Raw genomic sequence first — 25,137 nt, 5'->3', positions numbered from 1 at the left:
CGTGCTGAGCCCCCCTTTAATAAAACGCTGCGTTAAGCGCCGTCAGATTGCTATACGAATAGACTTGCTTGGTCTTGGCATCACCAATACCCCCGTCAATGGCCGAATCAGCTTGATCAACTTGCAGACGCCACACGTTCTTCATCGCGAGCTGATAGTGTTTACGGTCATGTAGCTGAGCAAAAATCGCCGCGGCTAAGGCATAGTTGGCGGCCGATTCACCACCAACACTGACGGTCCCGGACGTCGTATAGCCATTTGCCAAGTCGCGCTTAGTGACCCGTTGAATCAGCCATCGTCGACTGGTCGCTTTGAGTTGCTTAATTTCGGCTAAATGCAACAGTGTCTCCAGCGCTTCAGAGGTATTCAAGTTGCCCGAACTATAAGTCGCCGTCGTCCATTGATAGCTTTTGGCATACAATGGAAAGACGTCGCCTAAGTAGCCGCCTTTGAGCACGATCAGTTGTTTATGATAAGCTTGCCGGCCACTTTTGGTCTCCTGCTCAAAATACTTGAGTGTCTGCATATCAAAATAGGCTAAGCTGGCGGTCGTCGCCGCTTTATGCGAATGAACATCATAATAATCGACTAAGTGTCCATTCTTGATCGTCGTCTGGGCTAAGGTCTGGTAGCGTTGGGCCGCTTCTTGCCGATAATGCGTCGTCTGGCGGGCTTCATCGTAAGTTAATAATGCTCGGATGACCCGTAAATCATCCAGCGTCGCATTGACACTGTAGCGTTTCTTCGCCCGCGGATCATAGCGATAGCTGAACAACCCCTTTTCATCAAATGTCGTCTTAGTCTGCCGGTAAAATTGCCGAAACTGCGCCCACTGATGCGTGGTAGCCAGATACTGTAGCCACATCCCGGAAGATTCGCTCAGCATCTCGTGGCCGCTTGCAGTCGCCGTGGTCCGTTTGGCCGTATCCAAATAATTCGTGTATAGGCCCTGCTTGGTCAACAAGCCGCGCTTAATAAAGTTCGCCAAGCGTTGGCGTTGCTGCTTAGAATCAGCCGCATATTTCGTAGTCACGACAAAGCCACTGGGCGCTTGTTTGGGCGGCTTTACGGTTGTCTGCTGTCGACACCCACTCAGTCCCATCAACGCTATCAGCAGGCCGATTAACCACCAATATCGACGTAACGGCTTACTGTAAGTCACGGTCATTTTGTTTTGCCCAATCGCCATAGGCCGTGATACGGGGGTTATCGCGTCCGGCCTGACGTTCCTGTTCAACGGCTTGTTGTGCGACCAAGTTCAGGTAGTTAAACGGGTCATCAAAATTAGGCGAGAATAACATGTCGACAAAGGATAGGTCGTCAATCGTATTCCCATTTTGAATCGCAATCGAGATTGCGCTCGCGGACTGGGCGACCTCATGGGCACTCAAGAATTGGGCACCCAAGATTTTACGATTCTCCGGATTATAGATGAGTTCGATCGTGAGTTTATCGGTGCTTGGCATATAGCTAGGCCGCCACGTGCCGTCAAACGTGACCCGTTCGGCTGGAATATGACTTTGCTGGGCCATTTTCAGCGTTAAACCGGTCGTTGCCAGTGTGTGGTTAAAGAGTTGCATCGCGGACGTCGCTTGTGTCCCCATGTAGCGTTGCTGATTGCCAAAGACGTTTAACCCCGCCAAGGCACCTTGACGAACGGCATTAGTCGCTAGTGGCGTATAGGCTGACGCCCCCGTCGGATTAAAGTTGACGACGCACGAGTCCCCGGCAGCGTAAATATCAGGATTCGAGGTCGGAACATAGTCATTGATAATGATGGCACCGTGCTTATCCATCTCGACCTGTCCCCGCAACAATTCCGTATTCGGCACAAACCCGGTCCCGACGATTGCCAAATCAGCCGTAAAATCGCCCTGATTGGTTTCGATAACGAGTTCGCCATCATCCCCACCAGTAAAGGCCGTCACTTGATGGTTCAGCAACACGTTGACGCCGTGCGCTTTCAACAATTGCACCGCCTGGTCGGACATATCCGGACTAATGTAGTTATTCAAAATCTGGTCATGTGATTGGAACAAGGTGACGTCATGATTCGTATTAGCATAGCTTTCGGATAGTTCCGTGCCAATGTAGCCCGCCCCAATGATGGCAATGCGCTGATTGTCCTTGGCAGTCTCGTAAATTTCTTGGGCTTGTTGATAAGTCTTGCAGAGCAACACTTTGGATTCATCAATCCCAAAAATCGGTGGCACGGCCACGTTTGACCCCGTCGTCATAATCAACTTATCGTAGGTATCATCGAAGACTTTCCCCGTCTGCATATCGACGACTTGCAGCGTTTTGGCCTGCGCGTCAATTTTGAGCACGTTATGCTGTGTTTTAACACACGCTCCCAGCTTGGCTAAGGCCTCTGGTGAAGAATAAAACATGTCCTCTAGGTGATTGACTTTGCCCCCCAAGTACAAGTAAATCCCACAGGATAGAAAGGAGATATTATCATCACGTTCATAGATTCGAACTGTGGCTTCAGGATGACTTTTCAAAATTTGGGCTGCAGCGGCAGTCCCAGCATGGGTACACCCAACAATTACGATTTTCATTTCATTTACTCCCATTATTAATTTGATTTATTTAAACATAATCAATTATAACTGCTTCTCTCTAAATTTACATTACTTAATCAACAATTGACACAGTTATTGATAACCTGATAACCGTCGTTATGGTCAGGGGTGGCTGACGGTTATTACGGCCGAATTGAAACCAGTCTTCTTGAACAGCTTAGTCGCCCTAAAAACAGCAAGTATTCAACTGACTCGTTGATGCAATCTCATACTCATCTCGTCGCGAATCAAGATCACCACAAATTATGCTGACGCTGCACGAGACATGACGTCCATTCGTAACCACCAAACCTCCGAATGACAAGCTGCGATGTGGGACCTGAACTCGTTTAATTTCTGCCGCTTATCAACGACTGTGAGCACTTAACTGGCCAACTAGTTGATTGAGCACAATTATCATTATCCCAATTGACATTCAACACAATGCAAAAAAGTCAGTGACAAACAGTTTCCCTAAGTCGTTATTTGGTATAGTATGTATTAGTGAAAGGTTCAACGTTTTAATCCAATCAAAGGAGCCAGCTCATGTACCGTTACTTTATTCAGCCTCAGTTAAATAAATTTAATAATTCACTGATTGGTTACGAAATGCTGATTCGCTATCGTGAAACTGATCAGGACCGCTGGACATTACCGGAGAGCTTCGATAATATTCCAATCGATGTACAAGTCAGCTTACTAAAGGCTACGGCCAGTGAACTAGCACTTAAAATTGGCTCGGTGTCGATTAATTTCAACCGCAAACGATTTCTGAACGATGACATCGCCAACGCCGTCATTGACGCGCAGAAGAAATTATTCCCGGTTCACGTCATCGTTGAAGTCACCGAAGAACCAGGTGAAGACACCTATACGTTGGCGGCCATGCAACAACAAATTGCCAAGTACAAGGCCAGCGGTTTACAATTCAGTCTTGATGATGTTGGGACTGGCATCAACGTGTATGATCACATCAAACCATTGTTAGAATCAGCTGAAGAAATCAAGTTTGCGATGCAAAACTTTCGCGCGGAAGATCGCGAAAACGAGATTCCAATTCAACTGAAATTTTGGCGCGACATCGCTTTAAAGCATGATATTCGCCTGATTCTCGAAGGCGTCGAAAATGACGTTGAAGACCAGATGGCGGATGACCTAAATATCGCATTACGCCAAGGTTACTATTACGGCAAACCCCATTTATTCAAATTAAAGGCCGACCATTAGCTATTATTCTATTCATCATTAATTGGGGCTCACACTGATAACGACGTGCGATTGTCTTGGATTACAGCCATGAAATCTGAAGCAGATTTCATGGCTTTTTTATGCAGCATACCGTAGCCGGCCAGTTCATTGATCGGTATTTCTGACATGGGTCAGCCATACGACTTCTCACCTCATTTGACCACCGCAAAAAATCGGCAGTCACCCCAGATTGGAATAGCTGCCGATTCTCGCTCGTCAATCAAGTTAAGACGATGCTCAACTTGATCAGTGGCGCTTATTTGGTTGTTTTTTTAGTGGCCTTTGGTGCCGTTGTGCTATCTTCTTTGGTTAATTGGGCACCTAAGTCCTTGATGTAAGTCCGTAAGTCGTCCTTAACATCTGGATGAGTCAACCCGTATTCGATGGTCGTCTTCAAGTAACCGAACTTGTAACCAACATCATGCCGCGTACCTTTGAATTCGTGGGCGAAAACGCGTTGCGTCTTGTTCAACGTATTAATGGCATCGGTCAATTGAATTTCGTCACCCTTACCAGGTTTTTGATGTTCTAGAACATCAAAAATTTCTGGTGTTAGTAAGTAACGACCAATGATGGCTAAATCACTAGGTGCATCTTCAGGTGATGGCTTTTCAACAAAGTTGTTAACGTTGTACAAGCCAGGTTCCTTTTCACTTTCAGGATTGATGACCCCATATTTAGAAACTTCCTCGTGAGGAACCTTCATAACAGCCAAGGTTGAAGCATGTGTCTTATCGTAACTATTCATCAATTGCTTCGTTAATGGCACTTTATCTTCCATCAAATCATCACCAAGCATGACAACGAATGGTTCGTCACCAACGAACGCTTTGGCCGTTAAGACCGCATCCCCTAAGCCACGTGGGTGTGATTGACGAATGAAGTATAAGTTAATATCGGTCGTTTCTTGAACCAACTTCAGCATTTCTTCCTTGTGCTTGGCCCGTAAATTATCTTCAAGTTCTGGATTAGAATCGTAGTAATCTTCAATACTCCGCTTACTCTTACCAGTAACGATAACAATATCTTCGATACCAGATTTGCGTGCTTCATCAACAATGAACTGAATCGTTGGCTTATCAACGATTGGTAACATTTCCTTAGGCATCGCTTTAGTAGCAGGTAAGAACCGGGTCCCTAAACCGGCCGCTGGGATAACGGCTTTTCTAACTTTTGACATGTGATAATCCTCCTAAAAATAGTGAAATTAGTTTGGAAACTCCTACTGAATCTCAGGTTTCCCCTCGCGCCGCATTAATTGTGGAATGACTTCCTTAATATCAGCACTCTTATATAATACATCATAAATCGCTTCCGTGATGGGCATTTCGATATTTTGTTGCTGAGCTAATTCATAAGCCGCTTTAGTTGACGGAATACCTTCAATAACCATACCCATCGTATCGATGACCGTCTTCAAATCTTGACCGGAGCCGAGCTCGTTACCAGCACGCCAGTTACGTGAATGCACACTCGTCGCAGTAACGATTAAATCGCCGACACCAGAAAGGCCGATAAACGTTAGCGGGTTCGCCCCTAGCGCAACACCTAACCGACTGATTTCAGCTAGTCCCCGCGTCATCAAGGCTGCTTTGGCATCGTCACCATAGCCTAAGCCATGTAACGCACCAGCACCCAACGCGATAATATTTTTGAGCGCAGCGCCCAGTTCAACACCGACCACGTCCGTATTCGTATAAATTCGGAAGTAATCGTTCATGAAGAGTTGTTGTACCGTTTCGGCCGCCGCCTCATTATCACTCGCCGCAGTAATCAGCGTAATATCTTTCCGTGCGACTTCTTCAGCGTGACTTGGCCCTGATAATACGACGATTGCTTCACGTTGCGCAGACGGAATTTCTTCAGCCAAGACTTGCGACAACCGTTTATGGGTCTCTTGTTCCAACCCTTTACTTGCGTGAACAATGATTGGGTGGGCATTCGTTTTCGCTAACACGTCGGCAACTTGGTGTGCGACGCTCCGAATTGCCTTGGTTGGAACGACGAATAAAATCACGTCGGCACCGTCGATTGCGGTTGCTAAATCTGAATAAGCCGTCAATGTTTCTGAATAGTGAAAATCAGGCACATAGCGCTGATTCGTGTGGTGTTCGTTGAGTTCAGCGACCTGTGCAGGTGCGTACGACCATAAACGAACGGAATGACCATTTTCATCTAATAAATTTGCCAAGATGCTGCCCCATGAGCCAGCACCTAAGACGGCAATTTGTTTTGACATGTAAATAACCTCTACTCTACTTGTTTTCCGTGGCAATCTTTTGCCCTGAACCAGCTAAATACCAGCGATTCTCTGGATGACGTCGCCGCCGCCAGATCATCAGGCCGATACTCCCGAAGAAGAGCACGACTGATAATGCTTGTGAGACTCGAATGACGTTAAATAACATTAACGAATCAGTACGCATCCCTTCCGTAAAGAAGCGACCAAAGGCGTACCAAGCAACGTACGTCAAGAAGACCTCACCTTGCTTGTACCAATTCGTTCGATGGCGGGTCACCATCAACATCACAAACCCCAATAAATCCCAGACTGATTCATACAAAAAAGTCGGTTGGCGATACGCGCCTTGGATATACATCTGATTGATGAGCCATTCGGGCAAATGAAGCCCTTGCAAGAAGCTCAGACTCGTGACGCGCCCAAAGGCTTCCTGGTTCATAAAATTACCCCAGCGACCAATTCCTTGGCCCATGATCACCGTGGGCGCCGCAACGTCCAACATTAACCAGGTGGGAATGAACCGCGACCGACAGAATAGGACGACCACAATTCCGGCACCAATCAAGCCACCGTATATGGCAATCCCACCATCCCAGATACGAATAATCTCGCTCGGGTGTTGACTATAATACGACCACTGAAAGATGACGTAATACGTCCGCGCCGCAATCAACGTAAATGGGAGTGCCCATAAAATCATGTCGTAAATATCATCGGGACGAATGCCCCGCTTCTGACCTTCACGTACCGCGAGTGCCACCGCAATCACGACGGCGCTCGCAATAATGACGCCGTACCAATGGACCTGAATTGGTCCCAACCGTAGTGCAATCGGGTTAAGTGCCCCTAAAACGGTATTCACGCTACTGCCATCTCCTTATGCCTTGTGAGAATCGTGGACGGAATTCGTTTTGATCAGCTTGTTCAAGTTATCATCAAATACCTTGGTTGCGTCATATCCCATACTCTCGGCACGGAAGTTCATGGCCGCCGCCTCAATAATAATGGCAAGGTTACGCCCAGTCTTGACTGGAATTGAGATTTCTGGAACTTCAACATCAAAGAATTTCCGATTCTGTTCTCCATTCCCTAGTCTATCAAATTGCTTATCAGGCGTCCAATTCTCTAAGTGGACGATGAGGTCAATGTCAGTATCTTGACGGACCGCACCAGCCCCGAAGAGGTTCATGACATCAATGATTCCGATACCGCGAATCTCCAACAGGTGGTTCAAAATTGCAGGCGCTTCACCAACCAGTGTTTGTTCATCTTGTTGATAAACATCGACCCGGTCATCGGCAATCAAACGATGGCCCCGTTTGACTAATTCCAACGCGGTTTCACTCTTCCCAACACCGGAGTCACCAGTGATCAAGACACCGAGACCATAAATATCGACCAAGACCCCATGAACGGACTGCCGTTCAGCGAGCTTGCCTTCCAAGTAATTGGTCATATTACTCAAGATCCGTGACGACGTCATCTTAGTGCCAAGAATCGGCACCCCATTCTCTTCACCAGCTTGAACCAGTTCTTCTGGCACTGGTAAACCAGTTGAAATCACAAACGCTGGCGTCGTTAATTGACACATTTTACGAAAAATCATCAAGCGTTCATCATGACTCATGTTCTTTGAATAAGCGGTTTCAGTTTTGCCTAATAATTGAACCCGTTCACGTGGATAGTAGTTGAAGTAACCGGTCAACGCGAGTCCCGGGCGTGAAATATCACTAGTCGTAATGTCTTTTTTATCTAATAAATCAGCGCCATGGTAAACGTCCAGACGCGTATTTTTAACCAAATCGGCAACGGTTACACTCTCTGCCAAATGAATCCCTCCAAATCGTTCCGTTAATAAAAAAGTGTGACCGGCGTTGTCCAGTCGCGCTATTACGCTACCTTTTCAAGCGGCCACACTTTTATGACTGAAAACGGATTATCCCTATCTGCTAATTTTAGCACTTTAAAGCGCTTTATTCACCATCAATGCTGTCTTTTGCGAAAAAATTGGATACGATCACATTGGCAATCGACATCAGGACGGAGACAAGAATCGCCATGCCAAAACTCGAAAAGCCAAAGTTATTCTTGCCAACGACAAACGAGGTCATTTGGAGCATAAACCCGTTGATGACAATACTAAACAGCCCTAACGTGATTAACGTAATTGGCAATGAAAGGATGATCAATACCGGCTTAATGGCAGCGTTCAGGAACGCCAACACTAAGCTTGCTAATAATGCCATCCACACATTGGCAACGTGAAAGCTACTCTGAAAGAAGCCCGCAATCGCAATAAATAGGATCGTATTGATTAAAATTCGTTTCACAAAACCCACTTTTTTATCACTCCATTAATCTTGGTGACGCGGCTCATCCTCCTCATGAACATTATGAATTTCTTTTCGTCCATGTTTGGTTGGTTGTGCTGGTTGGCCAGCACTCTGCCGCATCTGTTCGAAGAAGCCGGTATTTTCTGGCTTACTTGGGATAATTGTCATTAGTAATAAGTATACCAAAAGACCAAAGCCATGGGTAATTAAGGTCAAAATAACATATAAGACTCGTAATACATTTGCATTCCAATTTAAATATTCAGCAATTCCGCCCAAGACTCCGGCAAAAACGCGATTATTGGATTTAGTTAATTTTTGTTTTGTATTTGATTTCATCGTTAGCCACTCCTTATAAGTCTGGTCTAACTTTATCTTACTAATTATAAAAGCCGGTTGCAAACGAGACGACCGGCTTTAAAGAATTATTTATGATTAACTAGACTAAGTTGGAGCTTTCTGGATTCAGTTCGATGATTTCGCCCGTGTTCAAATAAACGATCCATTCGCCGATATTCGTTACTAAGGCCCCAATCCGCATCAGGTAAGTCGCCACATTTAAATAATCCGTCGACCCGATTACCGTCTCTGGGTGCCGTTCCATCTTAGAGATGCCCTTAGCGTTGATCTTGTCGTACATCTCACCGACTTTGGCATCCTTAGCGGCAACGCGGCGCGCCTCTTGGTCATCGCTCTTCACGTAGGCGGCTAACATGTCTTCTACCATCTTCCGAACCCGGTTACCCATTTCGGATAACGCGGCTTCGATTTCAGGAACACGAACGTTACCCTTGACCCGAATCGTGGCGTGGGCAATGTTACGCGCGTAGTCAGCCATACGTTCCAATTCAGAAACGGCTTTCAAGATGGTGACAATTTCCCGTAAATCGGAAGTCACGGGCTGGTATAACGCAATCATTTCAAACGATTTTTGTTCTAGTTCCACTTCACGTTGATTGATTTTTTTATCATTATCAATGATTTCTTGGGCCAAATCGCGGTCATGGTCAATAAAGGCTTTAACCGCCTTTTCGATCGTTTCGCTGACCATCATTCCCATCTCAGTGAAGTTTGCATCAATATCATTTAGTTCATCATCAAAAAGTCGTCGCATGTTTTTTCCTCCTAACCAAATCGTCCCGAAATATAGTCATTGGTTTCTTGTCTAACCGGATTCATGAAAATCTGCTTGGTATCGTTCACTTCAATCAATTCACCATTCAAGAAGAACGCCGTGCGGTCAGAAATTCGTGAAGCCTGCTGCATGTTATGCGTAACAGTTATGATAGAGTAATCTTGACGTAAATTCAATAGGGTCTCTTCAATCATTCGACTAGAGATGGGATCCAGCGCACTGGTTGCTTCATCTAGGAGAATGATATCGGGTTCCACAGCAAGCACCCGTGCGATGCAGACCCGTTGTTGTTGCCCACCAGACAGTGATAACGCATTGGCGTGCAAGCGGTCCTTAACTTCATCCCAAATTGCCGCTTGCTTCAAACTCTTTTCAACGGCCGCATCTAAACGTTCCTTATCATGGACACCAGCTAAACGTAGCCCATAGACCACGTTCTCATAGATTGAGAACGGAAAAGGATTGGGTTGTTGGAATACCATCCCAACTTCTTTCCGTAATTGTACCGTATCCATCGTCGGAGCGTAAATATTATGCTGGTTAAAATTAACTTCACCAGTAATCGTGACGTTTGGAATCAGATCATTCATGCGGTTCAGGCAGCGCAGAAAAGTGGATTTCCCACAACCGGAAGGGCCAATCAACGCAGTGATCCCGCGGTCCTCAAAGTCTAGGTTAACACCTTTCAGAGCTTCTTTTTTACTATAAAATAATGATAAGTTCTCAGTCGTTAAAATTGTACTCATGAACGATCCTCCTATCCAAAGTTCCCGGAAATGTAGTCGTTTGTCAGGTCAACTTGCGGATTCGTAAAAATCTCACCAGTTTCTGAGTATTCCAAGACCTTTCCAAGGTTAAAGAACGCCGTGTAATCGCTAATCCGTGACGCTTGTTGCATGTTATGAGTCACGATAATAATCGTGTAGTTTTGCTTTAATTCTAGTAAGGTATCTTCGATTTGACTAGTCGAGACTGGATCGAGGGCACTCGCCGGTTCATCCAGTAATAAGATATCAGGCTTGACCGCAATTGCCCGCGCGATGCAGAGCCGTTGCTGTTGCCCACCGGATAGCGCTAACGCACTCTTATTCAAATCGTCCTTAACTTGGTCCCACATCGCAGCTTGACGGAGTGAACGTTCAACGATTTCATCCAACTGTTGTTTATTGTTCAACCCACGCTGCCGCAATGCAAAGGCAATGTTCTCATAAATCGACTTTGCAAACGGGTTCGGCCGTTGGAACACCATCCCAATGTGCCGACGCATTTCATAGACATCAATGTCATTACTATTAATATCCAAGCCACGATACATAATTTTACCCTTTACAGTCGCAATCCGGTCATTCATCCGGTTTAAAGACCGCAAGTAGGTCGACTTCCCGGAACCAGAAGGGCCAATTAACGCACTGATTTTATACCGTTCGAATTGCAAATCACCTTCCGAAATGGCTTCCGAATTCCCGTAAAAGACGTGTAAGTCTTCGGTAGAAAGCGCGATTTCGTGGTCTTTAGGATCAAACGTCATAATATTTCGTTGCGTTGTTATCATTGTGTTATCTGCCATCAAAACGGCCTCCTTTATTCAGCGGTTAAGTGTTTGTACAAGCGTTTGCCGAGCCAACGAGCCAAGAAGTTGAAGAGTAAGACCGCAATAATCAGCACGGCTGAAGCACCGGCTGAAACGGCTTTGGCATCCGGCATGATCCCTTCAGAGTTGATTTTCCAAATGTGGACCGCCAACGTTTCGGCTGGTCGTAAGGGGCTCAACGGACTACTAATGTCGAACGGATTCCAGTTGGTAAAGTCCAACGCTGGTGCACTTTGGCCCGCCGTGTAGATCAAGGCTGCGGCTTCCCCAAAGATTCGGCCGGCACTGAGGACGACCCCCGTAATGATACTTGGTAACGCAGCGGGGACGACGATTTTGGTCACCGTCTCCCAGCGTGATAATCCAAGGGCGTAACCCGCCTCTCGCTGATTATCTGAAATATTGGCTAAGGCTTCTTCAATACTCCGCGTCAAAATCGGTAAGTTGAAAACAGTCAGTGCAAACGCCCCAGACAGAATCGAAAAGCCTAACTTGAACTGAACCACGAAGAATAAATAACCGAACAACCCCACGACCACGGAAGGTAAAGAACTCAAAATTTCGATGGTCGTCCGAATCAAACCAGTGACCGTATTTTGTGGCGCGTATTCATTTAAATAAATTCCGGCACCCAGCGAGATAGGGAGCGAAATCAGTAAGGCTAAAAATAACAGGTAGAAGGAGTTGAACAATTGAATCCCAATCCCCCCACCAGCTTCAAAGGCTAACGCTGGTGATGTTAAGAAGTGCCAAGAAATCTTGGGCACCCCTTGAATCAAAATGTACCCTAACAGGGCGACTAGAATAATGACCACGAAGGCCGCGACGCCGTAGAGAATCCCGGTCGCCATTTTATCAGTTCGTTTAGCGTTCATGGTTTAATTTCCCCTTTCGCCCAATGTAGCGGATAACTAGGTTGAAGACTAAGGACATCAGTAACAAGATCATTGCTAATGACCAGAGTGCATTATTTTGTAATGACCCCATGACCGTGTTTCCAATTCCCATCGTCAAGATACTCGTCAAGGTTGCTGCTGGTGAGACTAAGTTGTGTGGTAACAGCGTCGCATTCCCGATGACCATCTGTACCGCGAGGGCTTCCCCGAACGCCCGGGCCATCCCGAAGACGACCGCCGTCAGCATACCAGGAGTCGCCGCGCGTAACACGACTTTATAAATTGTTTGCCAACGAGTGGCACCCAAAGCTAAGGACGCCTCTCGGTAATAACGAGGGACCGCATTCAACGCATCGGCCGTCATGGACGTCACAGTCGGTAAAATCATGACAAACAGCACGAACGTCCCTGATAAGATCCCATAGCCACTACCGCCAAACGTATTGCGAACGAATGGTACAACAACTTGTAAACCGATAAACCCATAAACAACTGATGGAATACCGACCAATAACTCAGTAACTGGCCGCAAGATTTGTGCCCCGCGACGAGGTGAGATTTCAGTCATAAAGACGGCAGTTCCGATGGCAAAGGGCGTTGCAACCAATGAGGAAAGAATCGTAATCAAGAACGACCCGACAATCATTGGTAAGGCGCCCACGGCCGGTTGACCATTACTGCCAATCGTGCCAGGATTCCATTGTGTGCCGCTCAAGAATTGCCAAATATTAATGTGATTTTCGAAGAACGTTGCGAGTCCCCGTGACGCCACAAAGTAAAAAATCAAAAAAACGACGCCGACAATTAAAGCTAGGCAGAGCAAACTAATGGCTTTACCACGTCGTTCGATCTTGCTAGCAACTGATTTTTTCAATAAACTCTCTCTAATTTTATCCATGCGCTCTCCCTCATTTCACAACTGAAACTTTACCGGCCGCATTCCGCTGAACTTGCATGTCATGGACCGAAATATAACCTAACTGCTTGACTAACTTTTGTTGAACAGCGGTTGATAAAATGTAATCAATAAATTTTTTAGTTAATTGGTTGGGATTTTTCCCAGTATATAAGTGTTCATACGACCAAATGTACCAGCGATTATTCCGCACATTTTGCTCTGTTGGTCGAACACCGTCAACTTTGACGGTCTGAACAGATTTGTCTAAATATGAAAATGCCACGTAGCTGATGGCACCTGGCGTACTGGCAACGATTGAGCGTGCCAATCCGGAAGAATCCTGTTCCTGGGATTCAATACTTTCATGACCCTTTAAGGCATACCGCTCAAAGGTTTTACGTGTTCCAGAGCCCTGTGCGCGGTTGATCAGTGTGATTGGTAAGTCCCGTCCACCGACTTCACGCCAGTTCTTCACTTTACCCGTGAAAATCTGGATGAGCTGTTGTTGCGTCAAATTAGTGACACCCGCGCGTTTGTTGACGATTGGTGCGATGCCGACCACGGCAACCCGATGGTCAATCAACTTACTAGCGGTGATACCCGATTGTTCTTCTGCAAAAATATCTGAGTTACCAATAGCGACAGCGCCCGACTGAATTTGACTCAGCCCCGTTCCAGAACCACCACCCTGCACATTGATGAACACCCCGGTGTGGGTACTACTATATTGTTCACCGGCAGCTTCAACTAGTGGCTGTAAGGCCGTTGATCCAACTGCTGTGATCGATTCACTGGCACTGGTCCGGTCACGACGCACATACGCCAACCCGACCAATCCAATAATCACGACCAACCCAATTAATTGGATGACCCGACTTTTTTTCATAAATGTATACCTCCTACCCATTGCTCAATATCAATAATACAAAGTTTGTGTAAATGCTTTATATGAGTTTTGTAAAGATTGTGTAAACGTCGAATTATTTTTAAGGATTTGACGATTTATCCGCCCTAAAATGGCAAGAACATGAGAAAGGTGCACAAAAAAACGATTTTCAAAGTTTACATTTCACTTTGAAAATCGTTATGTTTTGAATCATTTTTAATGGTGACTTGTCAGTGGGCACCATTAATATCACGGACACAATGTGTTAGTTGATTTATCATGAATCATGATTAAAACGTGCCAAGTTGGCGTCCTGTTCGTCAGCAGATGCGCTTTCTAATCCGACTTCCGGGGCTGGCTGACAACGCTGGAACAGGGCGGACATCGATTTGAACTCACACAGAAACCCACTGTGCGATTTCAAATACGAGTCTTCTTCTAGCCCGGGAAACCCGCCCGGACAAGAAGAATTTCGCCCTTGAGCATTGTCAGCCAGCCCCTCCAGTCGGGAAGCCACTCGAATGGCGGATGAACGTCCACCTATCTAGGTGCAATTGACCACTGAATATTTGGTGACTGGTCCTTCAAGCAAACTTTTAATCAGTATCGATGATGACTTATGGCATTTAACTGCTGAGAAGATTAGCAAATATTATTCACCCATCTTAATGCCACCAACTTCAATAGCAACTGGTCTTGGACTTAGTCGATAGGATTATCTTCGTTGAGAATCCAAGATTTTGCTATTTCAGACAACTAGGAAAAGTTCTGACAAGTACCGTGGAGTTGCTGATTCGAAAAGCTAAAACATGGGTAAGAAAGTTAACGATTGTTAGAAACCGATCTGAAAGTTCAATATCAAAGTCCCCGTGTACCAAGGAATCAAAGACTAATCCAATAAAATGTTGGGTCCACACATGTCTGCCTTTCGAATACCATCCCGGCTGGAAGGTATTCTGGGCAAGGCCCAGTGGTGAAATTCCACTTAGCAAGCGTTCTTGGCTTGGTTAGTGGAAGACCAGTATTTAAGACGTGGTTTGTCGGCTTAAATCTGTGTCCACGACGTTCCGGCCATTGCCCAGAATGCCTGGAAGCCGGCCTAGGACGTCTCCACGACAGCAAGTTTACGCTAACTCGCACTGTTCCAGCGGGTCTCAGCTGGCGGCTCTTGAACTTAGAAAATAGCACGTTTTAATTATCTTTAATGCTAAAGAATAACGCCTACAATGCGTATCACCGGTTAGTTAATCTGATTCCGGCGCAATTAAAGGTAACGTCACCGTCATTGTTGTGCCGACGCCTCGCTGACTGACCACTTCGATCGTGCCTTGCATCGCATTCACGAGTTCCTGGACGATGGCTAGTCCGAGTCCCGTACCGCTCACGAGTTGCTGTGAGCGGGATGGGCTGGCGCGATAGAAGCGTTCAAAGATCCGTTGCTGGTCGTCCGCGCTAATTCCAATCCCAGTATCTTTAATAATCAACGACCAAGATTGTTCACCGACATGGGTCGCAATCGTCACACTCCCCTGTGGTCGATTATATTTAATCGCATTCGTCAGCAAATTTTTGACGATTTGATTGAGTTTTTGAGCATCACTGGTCACGGTCAAATCCGGATCAACTTGATTATTAATCGTCAAGTGTTGCCGGTCGGTGGCCTGCTGAACGACCGCTAGTTCTTGCGTAATCAACGGTCGCACCGCAACTGACGACAAGGTTAACTTGGTCGTGTTCTGAGCTCGAATGCGTGACAACGAGAGCACGTCTTGAATCAAATCGATCAGCCGCTGACTCTCATCCGCAATAATGTGCAAAAATTGGTCGAGCGTTTCTGGATCATCCTTTGCCCCACCTAGTAGCGTCTCAGTGAACCCCGCAATCGCCGTAATCGGCGTCTTCAATTCATGACTGGCATTGCTAACAAAATCATCCTGCATCTGTTCGATCATATAGACCTCAGTAATATCATACAGAATCAAGACGATTTGAAACTGGCCGCGGTTCCCTTGAATGTAAACAGTGGAAGCTTCCACCACTTGCGTATTAGGTGCCGGCGTCAATGTGATCGTCGCCCGTTGATTGTCACCACTAGTAATCGTATCTTCAATCAACTTGGTCAACGCGTACAGTTGGATGTCCTTCGTATAAATGTGGGCAACAGAGTTAACGGAAACCTGTAACAACTCACTCATCGTTGGATTGGACAGTTGTACTTGTCGGCGATGGTCAATTACCATCACCCCAACGGGTAAATAGCGCATGATCATCATCAGTTCTTTTTCTTGTAACTCCGCACGCCGCGTTTGATGCTTTTGAAAGCTTTCTAATTGATTGACTGCCTGGGCCAGACTATATAACGGGTCTGACTGTGGCAGTAAAATGTGGGGTGGAAACTGCTGACTGCTCATCTGGCGCAGTTTGGCTTCCATCCGGTCGATCGTTTTTTGGCGATTATATTGCTGATGCCAAGTGATAACCCCTTCAATAATTGCTAAGCCAATGAGCCCGCAGCAGAGGCTCAGCACTAATCCCCACGACCACTTGATTGGTGAAAAATGCTGCAACACGACCAGGACAATCAATGTAATCAGGACGTTTTCCATGACTAAAATTCTGGTCGTCTGTTGCCAGCGATTATGCATGACTGTCACCCACGAATTCGTAGCCGAAGCCCCGGACCGTCCGAATCAGGCGCGGATGTTTTGGATCTGCTTCGATTTTTTCCCGTAAATGCGAAATGTGAATATCCACGATGCGTGTCTCACTGGCATAATCATAGCCCCAGACATGGTTTAAAATCGCATCACGACTGAGCACCCGACCTTCACGTTCGACAAAATAAATCAGTAGCTCGAACTCTTTCGGTGTCAAACTGATATTTTCACCGTTGCGTGCGACCCGATATTTATTCTGGTCAATCTGCAAATCGCCGACTAGCATCACGGAACGATTAGCGGGTGCGATTGGCGTTGGTGGTGTCACCGGTTCATCAGGGGTTGTCCGCCGAATCACCGCTTTGATTCGCGCCAAGACCTCGCGGGGTGAGAACGGCTTGGTGATATAGTCATCCGCCCCGAGTTCTAATCCAAAGACCTTATCGAATTCATCATTTTTAGCTGTCACAATAATAATCGGCGTCTGAATCTTTTCTTGCCGTAACTTTTTAGTGACTTCCATTCCATCTAATTTCGGCAACATTAAATCTAACAAAATACATGTAAACGATTGTTCCAGACCTAGTGACAACGCGTCCGCACCATTCGTCGCCGTCACGACCTCGTATCCCGCCTGTTTTAAGTTGTATGACAATAACGTTACGATTGCCGGTTCATCGTCTACCACTAAAATCTTATCCATGGTCATTAATCCTCCTGATCAGTGAATAACACAATTCCTAACTCGTGTGGGGCGCCATTATAAATCGCCGTTTCGGTAATAATCAATTCTTGTTGTCGGTTACGTACTTTTAAATGGACGTAGGTTGGACTTTTCAATAGCGCAGCATAAAACTCCGCTTCCGTGTTGACCGGCTGCCGATTACATTCCAGAATCACGTCGCCTAAGTCTAGATTCAACTTATCCGCGGGCGTATTCGGTCTGAGACCAATTACGCGCACACCCTGTTCGGTATCAGAGAAGCGCAATTGCTGATGCCGATCATCAAATCGATGTTGAATCATCACAACCCAAGTCAACACGACTACGAATGCTAATAGCCCCAGCAACCACTGTGGACTAAGTACTGCAAAGCGGGCCACAATGGCGAGAATCACGCTGACCACCGCGACACCCCCCAAGCGGGTCGCGAGTTGGCGCCACGCAATTTGGGGCAACTGCTTGTAAACCCGCGCACTGGCACCTACTAATAATGGCAATAATATAATACTAAATGACCGCTCGCCAACCGTGAATACCGGCCACCAGCTAAGCGTCGCATGAATCCAATCTCCTGGAATCAACACACCAACCGGTAAGACTAATAGTTGCTGCCATTGGTAACGAACCAGCCGTTTACCACGCTGATCCGGCTGCAACTTCGGTGAGCGGCCTTGATGGTCATGCCAACGTAGCAGTAATGCCGTCGTCCCCAAAACAACGGCTAATAACATCAAGCCATTAACGACCAAGTTGCCACTCATGCTCGTCGTTGAAATGCCGTGCTGTTGCAAAATTCCACCAACTGTTGTCAATTGGGGGCTCATGAGCCAGTATCCCAACCAACTCAAGCCAAAGACCGTCACCGGAACTAGCATTCCCGGCAGAATAATCAGACTAATGGTCGCAAGTGCCTCATACAGGACGACCCAGACTGGTGAGACCACTAACCCGAGTGCCAAACTAATGATGGTCATTAAAATTCCCAATAAGCAGCCGTCCATGAAAAAGTGCCGGACCTCGACCAATTGTGAATTGATGGCGCTATGAAAATTTTGGCGTTCATAGGTGACTCGGCGTTTGGCGGTTAAATAGCTGCGCAGTAAACCAATCCAAACGAGTGGCTGTAAAAGGAACAATTCGAATATCTTCAATACCTGCATGTGCGTGACCCCTAACGTTAAACTCTGAAGTTAGTATAGCATTTTTACCGGTGTAGACCAACGCCGTTTCAAACTGGTCAGCCTTGCTATTACCGCATTAATATTTCTATATTATAAGACTTTTAGCCAAAAAAATACTAAGACGACCTACACAACGATAGGTCACCTTAGTATTACCCCATCATTATTGGGGGTTCCGTTGCGCTAATTTCCATTGTAAATAGGCGTCCATGAACGGATCAAGGTCGCCATCCATCACGGCTTGACCATCATGGGACTCGTAATTGGTCCGGTGGTCTTTCACCATGGTGTACGGATGGAAGACGTAGGAGCGAATCTGTGAGCCCCAACCAATGTCCATCTGTTCACCCTGAATCGCTGCGCGTTCTTTGGCTTTCTTCTCTTCTTCACGCTCATACAACTTGGCCCGCAACATATTAAGGGCCGTTTGCCGGTTCTGCAATTGAGACCGTTGTGCCTGACTAGCCACCACGATTCCAGTCGGAATATGCGTGATTCGAACGGCTGAAGAGGTCTTGTTAACGTGCTGACCCCCAGCCCCGCTCGCCCGATAAACGTCGATTTTCAGATCTTCTGGCCGCACATCGATATCGACCGTATCGTCTAGTTCCGGCATCACGTCGACACTGGCAAAGGACGTATGCCGCCGTCCAGCTGCGTCAAACGGCGAGATCCGGACTAACCGGTGCACGCCTTTTTCGGAGCGCAAATAACCGTACGCATTATGTCCACTAATGAGTAACGTGACACTCTTGATACCAGCTTCATCACCCGCTTGATAATCGACCGTTTCGACTTTGAAATCATGACTAGCGGCCCAACGCGTGTACATCCGCAGCAACATCGATCCCCAGTCCTGTGATTCCGTTCCACCAGCACCGGGATGGATTTCCAGAATTGCATTATTACGGTCATACGGGCCATCTAATAGCAAACTGAGGCGGTACTGTTGTAAATCATGTTCGGCATGCTTGAAGTCCGTTTCGAACTCAGCTTGCATCTCAGCATCTGGCTCCTCGCTAAGTAACTCGTACGCCACCGCTAAGTCGCCGACCTCATCAGACAATTGTTTGAACGTCTCATACTTACTCTTTAACGCATTATTATCGTCAATGACTTTTTGCGCCGCAGCCTGGTCATCCCAAAACCCTGGTTCGGCCATTCGGGCTTCGTTTTCTTGGATGCTTTCGTTCAACGCATCTAAGTCAAAGCGACCCCCTAAAGTCGTCGACAGCACTTTGCATTTCCGTGATCAGGTGTTTATATTCACTTAATTCCACAAAGAACCCTTCTTTCAACTTATTTATTATTTATTTAATATCGTTTGCAATCGTAAAACGAGCCCAAGACCTCAGTCTCAGACTCGCTTTCGTTAACCTTAATCTTAACGCTGAATATTTTGGCGAATTTCTGACTTCATGAAGAGACGTGTCGTATCGTAATCAATATCGGCGACCATTTCTTCAAACATCTGATAACCGTCACGTTGGTATTCAACTAATGGGTTCAACTGACCGTAACCACGCAACCCAATTGATTGCCGTAATTGGTCCATTGAATCAATATGATCTGTCCAATGTGAATCGACCACTCGTAATAAAACGACCTTTTCAAATTCAAGCATTTGACCAGCATCATATAATTGCTTCGTCTTAGCATCGTAAACTTCGTCGACCCGCTTCATCAAGTAATCCTCAACTTCAGCTGGTGACTTGCCTTTCAGGTCATCGACGCTGATGGAATCTTCCTTGACCATGGCCGCTTGTGCAAAGTCAACCACGGCACCAAGGTCCCAATCCTTTTCATCGCCTTGCATATGCAATTGAACAGTGCGTTCGACGGTCCGTTTGATCATTGGCATAATCACTGGCTTCAAGGATTTTTCTTCCATGATCACTTGTTGACGTTCCCCGTAAATCACTTCACGTTGGGCCCGCATGACGTCATCATATTGCAGCACGTTTTTACGTGAGTCGTAGTTGTTCCCTTCGACCCGTTTCTGCGCAGATTCAACTTGACGCGTAATCATCCGTGACTGGATCACAGCGTCGTCATCTTCCACGTTCATCCGTTGCAAGAAGTTCTTGATTCGTTCAGAACCGAACCGCAACATCAAATCATCTTCAAGTGATAGGTAGAATTGTGACATCCCAGGATCACCTTGACGACCGGCACGGCCCCGTAATTGGTTATCGATCCGCCGTGATTCATGACGTTCGGTCCCAATAACGGCTAACCCACCGACTTCTTTGACACCCGGTCCTAACTTGATATCCGTCCCACGACCAGCCATGTTGGTGGCAATCGTGACGGCGCCGCGTTGACCGGCATTGGCAACGATATCGGCTTCCTTGGCATGGTTCTTGGCGTTCAAGACCACGTGCGGAATATTTTCTTCATCCAAACGGTGTGATAAATATTCTGATGTTTCCACGGCAACGGTCCCAATTAGCATTGGTTGGCCCTTTTCGTGGAGTTCCTTGATTTCTTTAACAACCGCGTTAAATTTACTTTGTAACGTTGGGTACAGTAAATCAGAACGGTCATCACGAATCATTGGCCGGTTTGTTGGAATCGTAATAACTTCCATGTTGTAAATTTCACGGAATTCTTCTTGTTCCGTCTTGGCCGTCCCTGTCATCCCGGAAAGCTTCTTGTACATCCGGAATAAGTTTTGATAAGTGATGTTGGCCATGGTCTTGGTCTCTTCTTGAATCTCAACGTGTTCCTTCGCTTCAATCGCTTGGTGTAACCCGTCAGAGAAACGCCGACCATCCATGATCCGACCCGTAAAGGAATCAACGATTAACGCTTCACCGTCAGAAATCACGTAGTCCTTATCCTTGAGCATGATGTAGTTGGCCCGTAAGGCTTCGTCCAAGTAATGGTTCAAAGCCGTGTTGTCAGTATCATACAAGTTCTTTAAACCGAAATACTTTTCTGCTTTTCGAATCCCTTCGTCCAATAACGCAACCGTCTTGGATTCGAGGTCGACTTTGTAATCTTCATCCTTAGTCAACGTCTTGGCAAACCGGTCCGCCCGTTTGTACATCCCAGTCGTCCCTTCTGACTGACCAGAAATAATCAACGGCGTCCGCGCCTCATCGATCAGGATGGAGTCAACTTCATCAATAATCGCGAAGTTCAATGGGCGTTGTACCATGTCTTCACGGTAAACCACCATGTTATCACGTAAGTAATCAAACCCGATTTCACCATTGGTTGAATAAGTAATGTCTGCGTTATAGGCAGCCCGCTTTTCTTCTGGTGACTTTTCAGCACCGTTAATGCCGACACTCATGCCTAACCAGTTATAGAGCTCACCCATTTCGGTCGCGTCACGAGCTGACAAATATTCGTTAACCGTAACAACGTGCACCCCTTTACCAGAGATGGCGTTCAAATAAACTGGCATGGTGGCCGTTAAGGTCTTCCCTTCACCAGTCTTCATTTCGGCAATGTCACCTTGATGCAACACGATCCCACCGAGGATTTGAACGTGGAACGGGTAAAGTCCCAGCACCCGTTTAGCACCTTCACGCGCCGTAGCAAATGCTTCTGGCAACAAATCGTCTAACGATTCGCCCTCCTTGTAACGTTCACGAAATTCTGGGGTCTTCGCTTGCAAGTCAGCATCACTTAACTTGGCGTATTCGTCAGCATAAGCTTCAACTTTATTAGCAATCTTATCCAGACGCCGAATAGTCCGCTTGTCGCTTTCAACCCAGCGTTTTAAAATGTTGGCCATTTACGTATCCTCTCCAAATAATTAATCTAAATTTTAATTTCAATTGTCCATTTCAAAATAAAATACCATCTGTCATTTTACCATTATTTACTAGTAATGAAAACCACGGGCCCCTATGTAACCGATACCGTCAGCCGTTTTATTTACATCCTTAACTAAATATTAGTCTTTAACCCCATATTTCCAATCGCTGACCCGGGTTCTTTAATTCAGTCGGACAGCATTTCTTAACCGAACATCTGCCCCTAACTGACTTCCATGGTCAAAAATAAAGAACTGGTCAACTGACCAGTCCTCGTTAGTTACGTTTCAAAATTTAGTGATTGTCGTCGGTTTCAATCAAACCATAACGGCCATCGTTACGCCGATAGACGATATTAATTGCGTCGGTTTCCGCATCTTCGTAGATAAAGAAGTCATGGCCGAGCATATCCATTTGCAGAATTGCTTCTTCATTATCCATTGGCTTTAAAGCCACGCGTTTCGTGCGTACAACGTCTAACTTATCGTCCTGATCATTGTCGGCAGCGGCAACTGTTTCATCAGTCGCTGCAAAGTCAATCGCTTTGTAGCCCTTTTCACGGGACTTACGGTTGACCTTAGTTTTATACTTACGGATTTGGCGTTCCAACTTGTCGGTCACCAAATCAACGCTCGCATACATATCAGGAGAAGTTTCTTCTGCCCGGAGAACTAAATAGGGAAGTGGAATAGTGACTTCGACTTTAGCCGTCTTGTCTGGGTGAACTTTTAAGTTGACATGGGCAATTGAGTCAACATTATTGTCAAAGTACTTCTGTAACTTGCCCACCCGTTTTTGAACGTAGTCCCGAATTGCTTGGGTCACTTCGATATTTTCACCGCGAATATTAAAATTTAGCATAGATCTTCTCTCCCTTCACACACATTACTGTGTACCCAAAGTAATTAAAGGACCACTCTCTAATTACTTTGCTTAATTTCATTATAATAGAAAGCGCTACAATAAACAATCCAAACGGCACTTTCCACCGAAATTAACGGGCGAGGGTCAGCCCTGTCACGCTCTTGGCACCGTTTTCTAAAAGCAGGCTGGCCGCATGCCGAATCGTGCGGCCCGTCGTATAAATATCATCGACAATTAAAATCGACTGACCGGTAATATCTGTCGGCGTGGTTAATTTAAACGGTTGGGGCGTCAGCAACCGCGCGTGCCGGTCTTTTTTGGACTGCGGCACTAACTTAGTCGTCGCTTGAGTCGTCAGTACTGCCGCCGTTTCAATCGTGGGTATCCACCCACTCACTTGGTTGAATCCCCGGGTCTGCATCGTCGCGAGCGTGACAGGAATCGTCACAACTATTGCTGCGGTGTGGGCGATGCGCTGGCAAACAGCTTGTTGAAACACCGTCGCAAACACCTGTCGCAATTGATAGTCGCCGCTGAATTTATACTGATGAAAATAAGTTTGCATCGCCTCATTGTAACGAAATAGGGCTTCGTTATGAAAACCAGCTAATGTCGGCCAGCGGGCACAATCGAGACATTGCGTCGGTTGGTCTTGTGCGCGCCCACAACCTGGACAAGCATGGAGACGCTTGATCGACTCAAAGCGTTGCCAGCAACGGTCACAAACCACTGGGCGGCGCATGGGTTGCCAGCTTAATAACCACGGCAAGGTTAACTTAATCTGAATCTGACTTTGACACAATAGGCATGCTGGCACGCAATGCTCGCCCCTTTCGATTGACGGTACGAATCTGACGCTGTGCTTGCTTAATGTTACGGCCATGCTGCTGACAAATAAACCAGACTAGTCCAGTTGGTTGTGCCTTGCTACGACCGACCCGGCCCGCAATCTGCACCAGCGCCGCCGTCGAAAACACGGCATCATCCGCACCTAAGACAATGACATCGATTCCCGGCAGTGTCACGCCGCGCTCCAGAATCGTTGTCGTAATTAAGTATTGAACGGCTTTATCTCGCATCTGCTGGACCTTCGTCAACCGGTCTGGGTCCGCCGAATGTACCGTCTGCCCCGCCATTTGCGGAAATAACTGTTGGAGCAGATGATGCACGGGCGCCAACTGTTCGATTCGCGCCACAAATAACAAAAAGCGTTGGTGCCGCGTCTGATACTGCCGTAACCGTTGAATTAGGCACCGCGGCAACTTGCCGTGTGCTAGTAACTGGGGCCAGTTGGGCTGCAATCGCACCGTAATCGTCGGCAGTAAGTGTTGATGAAACCGTAATGGCAAATAACTAATCGCTAACTGTCCTCGTCGAACTTGCCGTAACAGCGCCGGACTAGGGGTCGCCGTTAAATACAGTAGTGCGCCATCTGGTTTGAGCGCTTGCTTGACTGCAAATGCCAAGCGCGGATTAGCTGCGAATGGAAAAGCGTCAACTTCATCAATAATCAGGACATCAAAGGCGTGGCGAAAACGTAACAATTGATGGGTCGTACAAATCGTCAGTTGCGTATATTGATACGGTTCCGGGTCACGGCCATGCAGCACGGCAATTGGCGCATCCGCAAATGCTGCTCGCAATCGGGGCGCCAGTTCCAAACAAACATCGACTCGCGGTGACGCAATGGCCACGCGCCACCGTTGTGCTAAGGCCCAAGTGATCCCGGGAAACAGCATTTCCGTTTTCCCTGCACCGGTCACCGCCCACAATAATTGTCGTTCTCGTGCGGCAAACTTTTCTTGAATCATTTGTGCACACGCGGCTTGTTGAGCCGTTAGCTGACCAGTCCAAGTACAGGTCGGGACCGTTGCAAAAGCATTCGGTTCTGACATATGATAGAGTTTAACGAGGGTGCTGATACGACCTAGATTCAGACATTGGTAACAATAATACTGTTCGTTCGGTAATTGCGCGCGCTGGCGGTCCAGCTGACTGCCACAGCGTTGACACTGGACCTGGGTCGCCGTCACTTGCATCGCTGGCAAAACTTGACAGCCAGCCGGTAAGTCACGCGCGGCCTCGGCGAATAAGGCTAACTGCCGACCATATAGTTCTTGTGCTTGCACGTCTTCACCCCTTTATAGA

23 protein-coding genes are annotated in these 25,137 nt (G+C 46.7%); 1 reads left to right on the top strand and 22 read right to left on the bottom strand.

What is annotated here, in order from left to right; translation table 11 throughout:
- Window positions 1-16: 16 nt before the first annotated feature.
- Window positions 17-1,168: a glycosyl hydrolase family 8 gene (locus KGF65_RS09890; protein WP_101873993.1), complete on the bottom strand. Its 1,152-nt coding sequence runs from the start codon at window positions 1,166-1,168 to the stop codon at window positions 17-19.
- On the bottom strand, window positions 1,149-2,561 hold the full coding sequence (locus tag KGF65_RS09885; protein WP_216748385.1) for an FAD-dependent oxidoreductase: 1,413 nt from the start codon (window positions 2,559-2,561) through the stop codon (window positions 1,149-1,151). Before KGF65_RS09885 ends, KGF65_RS09890 begins: the two co-directional genes overlap by 20 nt.
- A gap of 549 nt (window positions 2,562-3,110) precedes the next feature.
- Here KGF65_RS09885 and KGF65_RS09880 point away from each other — a divergent pair.
- Window positions 3,111-3,791 (top strand): EAL domain-containing protein, encoded by a 681-nt coding sequence (locus tag KGF65_RS09880; RefSeq protein ID WP_216748384.1) that lies wholly within the window; start codon window positions 3,111-3,113, stop codon window positions 3,789-3,791.
- A 277-nt stretch (window positions 3,792-4,068) separates the two neighbouring features.
- Here KGF65_RS09880 and galU read toward each other — a convergent pair whose 3' ends face one another.
- From galU to KGF65_RS09780, 20 genes are all read right to left on the bottom strand, one after another.
- The gene (gene galU, locus KGF65_RS09875) at window positions 4,069-4,992 is read right to left on the bottom strand and encodes a UTP--glucose-1-phosphate uridylyltransferase GalU (protein ID WP_216748383.1); all 924 of its coding nucleotides are present in this window, start codon (window positions 4,990-4,992) and stop codon (window positions 4,069-4,071) included.
- A gap of 42 nt (window positions 4,993-5,034) precedes the next feature.
- Window positions 5,035-6,051, bottom strand: a complete 1,017-nt coding sequence (locus tag KGF65_RS09870; RefSeq protein ID WP_101873995.1) for an NAD(P)H-dependent glycerol-3-phosphate dehydrogenase — start codon at window positions 6,049-6,051, stop codon at window positions 5,035-5,037.
- A gap of 16 nt (window positions 6,052-6,067) precedes the next feature.
- Complete coding sequence (lgt, locus tag KGF65_RS09865) at window positions 6,068-6,916, bottom strand: prolipoprotein diacylglyceryl transferase (protein ID WP_050339148.1); 849 nt, start codon at window positions 6,914-6,916, stop codon at window positions 6,068-6,070.
- Between the two features lie 15 nt (window positions 6,917-6,931).
- On the bottom strand, window positions 6,932-7,882 hold the full coding sequence (hprK, locus tag KGF65_RS09860) for an HPr(Ser) kinase/phosphatase (RefSeq protein WP_003637834.1): 951 nt from the start codon (window positions 7,880-7,882) through the stop codon (window positions 6,932-6,934).
- Window positions 7,883-8,027: 145 nt separating this feature from the next.
- Window positions 8,028-8,393: a phage holin family protein gene (locus KGF65_RS09855; protein ID WP_088769986.1), complete on the bottom strand. Its 366-nt coding sequence runs from the start codon at window positions 8,391-8,393 to the stop codon at window positions 8,028-8,030.
- A 15-nt stretch (window positions 8,394-8,408) separates the two neighbouring features.
- On the bottom strand, window positions 8,409-8,726 hold the full coding sequence (locus KGF65_RS09850; protein ID WP_050339150.1) for a PspC domain-containing protein: 318 nt from the start codon (window positions 8,724-8,726) through the stop codon (window positions 8,409-8,411).
- 100 nt (window positions 8,727-8,826) lie between these two features.
- Complete coding sequence (gene phoU / locus KGF65_RS09845; RefSeq protein ID WP_003637831.1) at window positions 8,827-9,501, bottom strand: phosphate signaling complex protein PhoU; 675 nt, start codon at window positions 9,499-9,501, stop codon at window positions 8,827-8,829.
- 11 nt (window positions 9,502-9,512) lie between these two features.
- Window positions 9,513-10,268 carry a phosphate ABC transporter ATP-binding protein PstB gene (gene pstB / locus KGF65_RS09840; protein ID WP_216748382.1) on the bottom strand — a complete coding sequence of 252 codons (756 nt, stop codon included), beginning with the start codon at window positions 10,266-10,268 and terminating at the stop codon, window positions 9,513-9,515.
- Window positions 10,269-10,279: 11 nt separating this feature from the next.
- A complete protein-coding gene (gene pstB, locus KGF65_RS09835) occupies window positions 10,280-11,089 on the bottom strand; it encodes a phosphate ABC transporter ATP-binding protein PstB (RefSeq protein ID WP_216748381.1) in 810 nt (269 codons plus the stop codon).
- A gap of 14 nt (window positions 11,090-11,103) precedes the next feature.
- Window positions 11,104-11,988, bottom strand: coding sequence for a phosphate ABC transporter permease PstA (gene pstA / locus KGF65_RS09830; protein WP_003637828.1), 885 nt, complete (start codon window positions 11,986-11,988; stop codon window positions 11,104-11,106).
- Complete coding sequence (pstC, locus tag KGF65_RS09825) at window positions 11,978-12,907, bottom strand: phosphate ABC transporter permease subunit PstC (RefSeq protein WP_216748380.1); 930 nt, start codon at window positions 12,905-12,907, stop codon at window positions 11,978-11,980. The genes pstA and pstC overlap by 11 nt, the downstream gene beginning before the upstream one ends.
- A gap of 10 nt (window positions 12,908-12,917) precedes the next feature.
- On the bottom strand, window positions 12,918-13,793 hold the full coding sequence (locus KGF65_RS09820; protein WP_050339151.1) for a phosphate ABC transporter substrate-binding protein PstS family protein: 876 nt from the start codon (window positions 13,791-13,793) through the stop codon (window positions 12,918-12,920).
- Between the two features lie 1,244 nt (window positions 13,794-15,037).
- Window positions 15,038-16,438, bottom strand: coding sequence for a two-component system histidine kinase PnpS (gene pnpS / locus KGF65_RS09815; RefSeq protein WP_088769988.1), 1,401 nt, complete (start codon window positions 16,436-16,438; stop codon window positions 15,038-15,040).
- Window positions 16,431-17,159: a response regulator transcription factor gene (locus KGF65_RS09810; RefSeq protein ID WP_082230274.1), complete on the bottom strand. Its 729-nt coding sequence runs from the start codon at window positions 17,157-17,159 to the stop codon at window positions 16,431-16,433. Before KGF65_RS09810 ends, pnpS begins: the two co-directional genes overlap by 8 nt.
- The gene (locus KGF65_RS09805; protein ID WP_056952481.1) at window positions 17,159-18,334 is read right to left on the bottom strand and encodes a PDZ domain-containing protein; all 1,176 of its coding nucleotides are present in this window, start codon (window positions 18,332-18,334) and stop codon (window positions 17,159-17,161) included. The genes KGF65_RS09810 and KGF65_RS09805 overlap by 1 nt, the downstream gene beginning before the upstream one ends.
- 184 nt (window positions 18,335-18,518) lie before the next feature.
- Window positions 18,519-19,635 (bottom strand): peptide chain release factor 2 gene (gene prfB, locus KGF65_RS09800; RefSeq protein WP_099722273.1). Its coding sequence is split into 2 segments (ribosomal slippage): window positions 18,519-19,562 and window positions 19,564-19,635, totalling 1,116 coding nucleotides; the frame shifts between segments, so codons are not numbered across the junction.
- A 104-nt stretch (window positions 19,636-19,739) separates the two neighbouring features.
- Window positions 19,740-22,103: a preprotein translocase subunit SecA gene (gene secA, locus KGF65_RS09795; RefSeq protein WP_003637822.1), complete on the bottom strand. Its 2,364-nt coding sequence runs from the start codon at window positions 22,101-22,103 to the stop codon at window positions 19,740-19,742.
- Between the two features lie 316 nt (window positions 22,104-22,419).
- On the bottom strand, window positions 22,420-22,986 hold the full coding sequence (gene raiA, locus KGF65_RS09790) for a ribosome-associated translation inhibitor RaiA (protein WP_003637821.1): 567 nt from the start codon (window positions 22,984-22,986) through the stop codon (window positions 22,420-22,422).
- Between the two features lie 133 nt (window positions 22,987-23,119).
- On the bottom strand, window positions 23,120-23,731 hold the full coding sequence (locus tag KGF65_RS09785) for a ComF family protein (protein WP_225433472.1): 612 nt from the start codon (window positions 23,729-23,731) through the stop codon (window positions 23,120-23,122).
- 34 nt (window positions 23,732-23,765) lie between these two features.
- Window positions 23,766-25,118 (bottom strand): helicase-related protein, encoded by a 1,353-nt coding sequence (locus KGF65_RS09780; protein ID WP_216748379.1) that lies wholly within the window; start codon window positions 25,116-25,118, stop codon window positions 23,766-23,768.
- Window positions 25,119-25,137: the final 19 nt, after the last annotated feature.

Origin of the sequence: Lactiplantibacillus sp. 30.2.29 (assembly GCF_018991255.1) — a bacterium.
Lineage (GTDB): Bacteria > Bacillota > Bacilli > Lactobacillales > Lactobacillaceae > Lactiplantibacillus > Lactiplantibacillus pentosus.
Note: the sequence above shows the minus strand (reverse complement) of the source record. Positions and strands in the feature narration are given on the sequence as shown.

What these genes read in the sequence shown, in the direction of transcription:
- KGF65_RS09850 (WP_050339150.1), bottom strand. Translation starts at nt 8,726, where the DNA reads ATGAAATCAAATACAAAACAAAAATTAACTAAATCCAATAATCGCGTT.
- pnpS (WP_088769988.1), bottom strand. Translation starts at nt 16,438, where the DNA reads ATGCATAATCGCTGGCAACAGACGACCAGAATTTTAGTCATGGAAAAC.
- secA (WP_003637822.1), bottom strand. Translation starts at nt 22,103, where the DNA reads ATGGCCAACATTTTAAAACGCTGGGTTGAAAGCGACAAGCGGACTATT.
- raiA (WP_003637821.1), bottom strand. Translation starts at nt 22,986, where the DNA reads ATGCTAAATTTTAATATTCGCGGTGAAAATATCGAAGTGACCCAAGCA.
- pstB (WP_216748382.1), bottom strand. Translation starts at nt 10,268, where the DNA reads ATGAGTACAATTTTAACGACTGAGAACTTATCATTATTTTATAGTAAA.
- KGF65_RS09880 (WP_216748384.1), top strand. Translation starts at nt 3,111, where the DNA reads ATGTACCGTTACTTTATTCAGCCTCAGTTAAATAAATTTAATAATTCA.
- KGF65_RS09785 (WP_225433472.1), bottom strand. Translation starts at nt 23,731, where the DNA reads ATGCGCCGCCCAGTGGTTTGTGACCGTTGCTGGCAACGCTTTGAGTCG.
- KGF65_RS09885 (WP_216748385.1), bottom strand. Translation starts at nt 2,561, where the DNA reads ATGAAAATCGTAATTGTTGGGTGTACCCATGCTGGGACTGCCGCTGCA.
- KGF65_RS09820 (WP_050339151.1), bottom strand. Translation starts at nt 13,793, where the DNA reads ATGAAAAAAAGTCGGGTCATCCAATTAATTGGGTTGGTCGTGATTATT.
- pstA (WP_003637828.1), bottom strand. Translation starts at nt 11,988, where the DNA reads ATGAACGCTAAACGAACTGATAAAATGGCGACCGGGATTCTCTACGGC.
- KGF65_RS09890 (WP_101873993.1), bottom strand. Translation starts at nt 1,168, where the DNA reads ATGACCGTGACTTACAGTAAGCCGTTACGTCGATATTGGTGGTTAATC.
- pstC (WP_216748380.1), bottom strand. Translation starts at nt 12,907, where the DNA reads ATGGATAAAATTAGAGAGAGTTTATTGAAAAAATCAGTTGCTAGCAAG.
- KGF65_RS09870 (WP_101873995.1), bottom strand. Translation starts at nt 6,051, where the DNA reads ATGTCAAAACAAATTGCCGTCTTAGGTGCTGGCTCATGGGGCAGCATC.
- KGF65_RS09805 (WP_056952481.1), bottom strand. Translation starts at nt 18,334, where the DNA reads ATGCAGGTATTGAAGATATTCGAATTGTTCCTTTTACAGCCACTCGTT.
- pstB (WP_216748381.1), bottom strand. Translation starts at nt 11,089, where the DNA reads ATGGCAGATAACACAATGATAACAACGCAACGAAATATTATGACGTTT.
- KGF65_RS09810 (WP_082230274.1), bottom strand. Translation starts at nt 17,159, where the DNA reads ATGACCATGGATAAGATTTTAGTGGTAGACGATGAACCGGCAATCGTA.
- galU (WP_216748383.1), bottom strand. Translation starts at nt 4,992, where the DNA reads ATGTCAAAAGTTAGAAAAGCCGTTATCCCAGCGGCCGGTTTAGGGACC.
- phoU (WP_003637831.1), bottom strand. Translation starts at nt 9,501, where the DNA reads ATGCGACGACTTTTTGATGATGAACTAAATGATATTGATGCAAACTTC.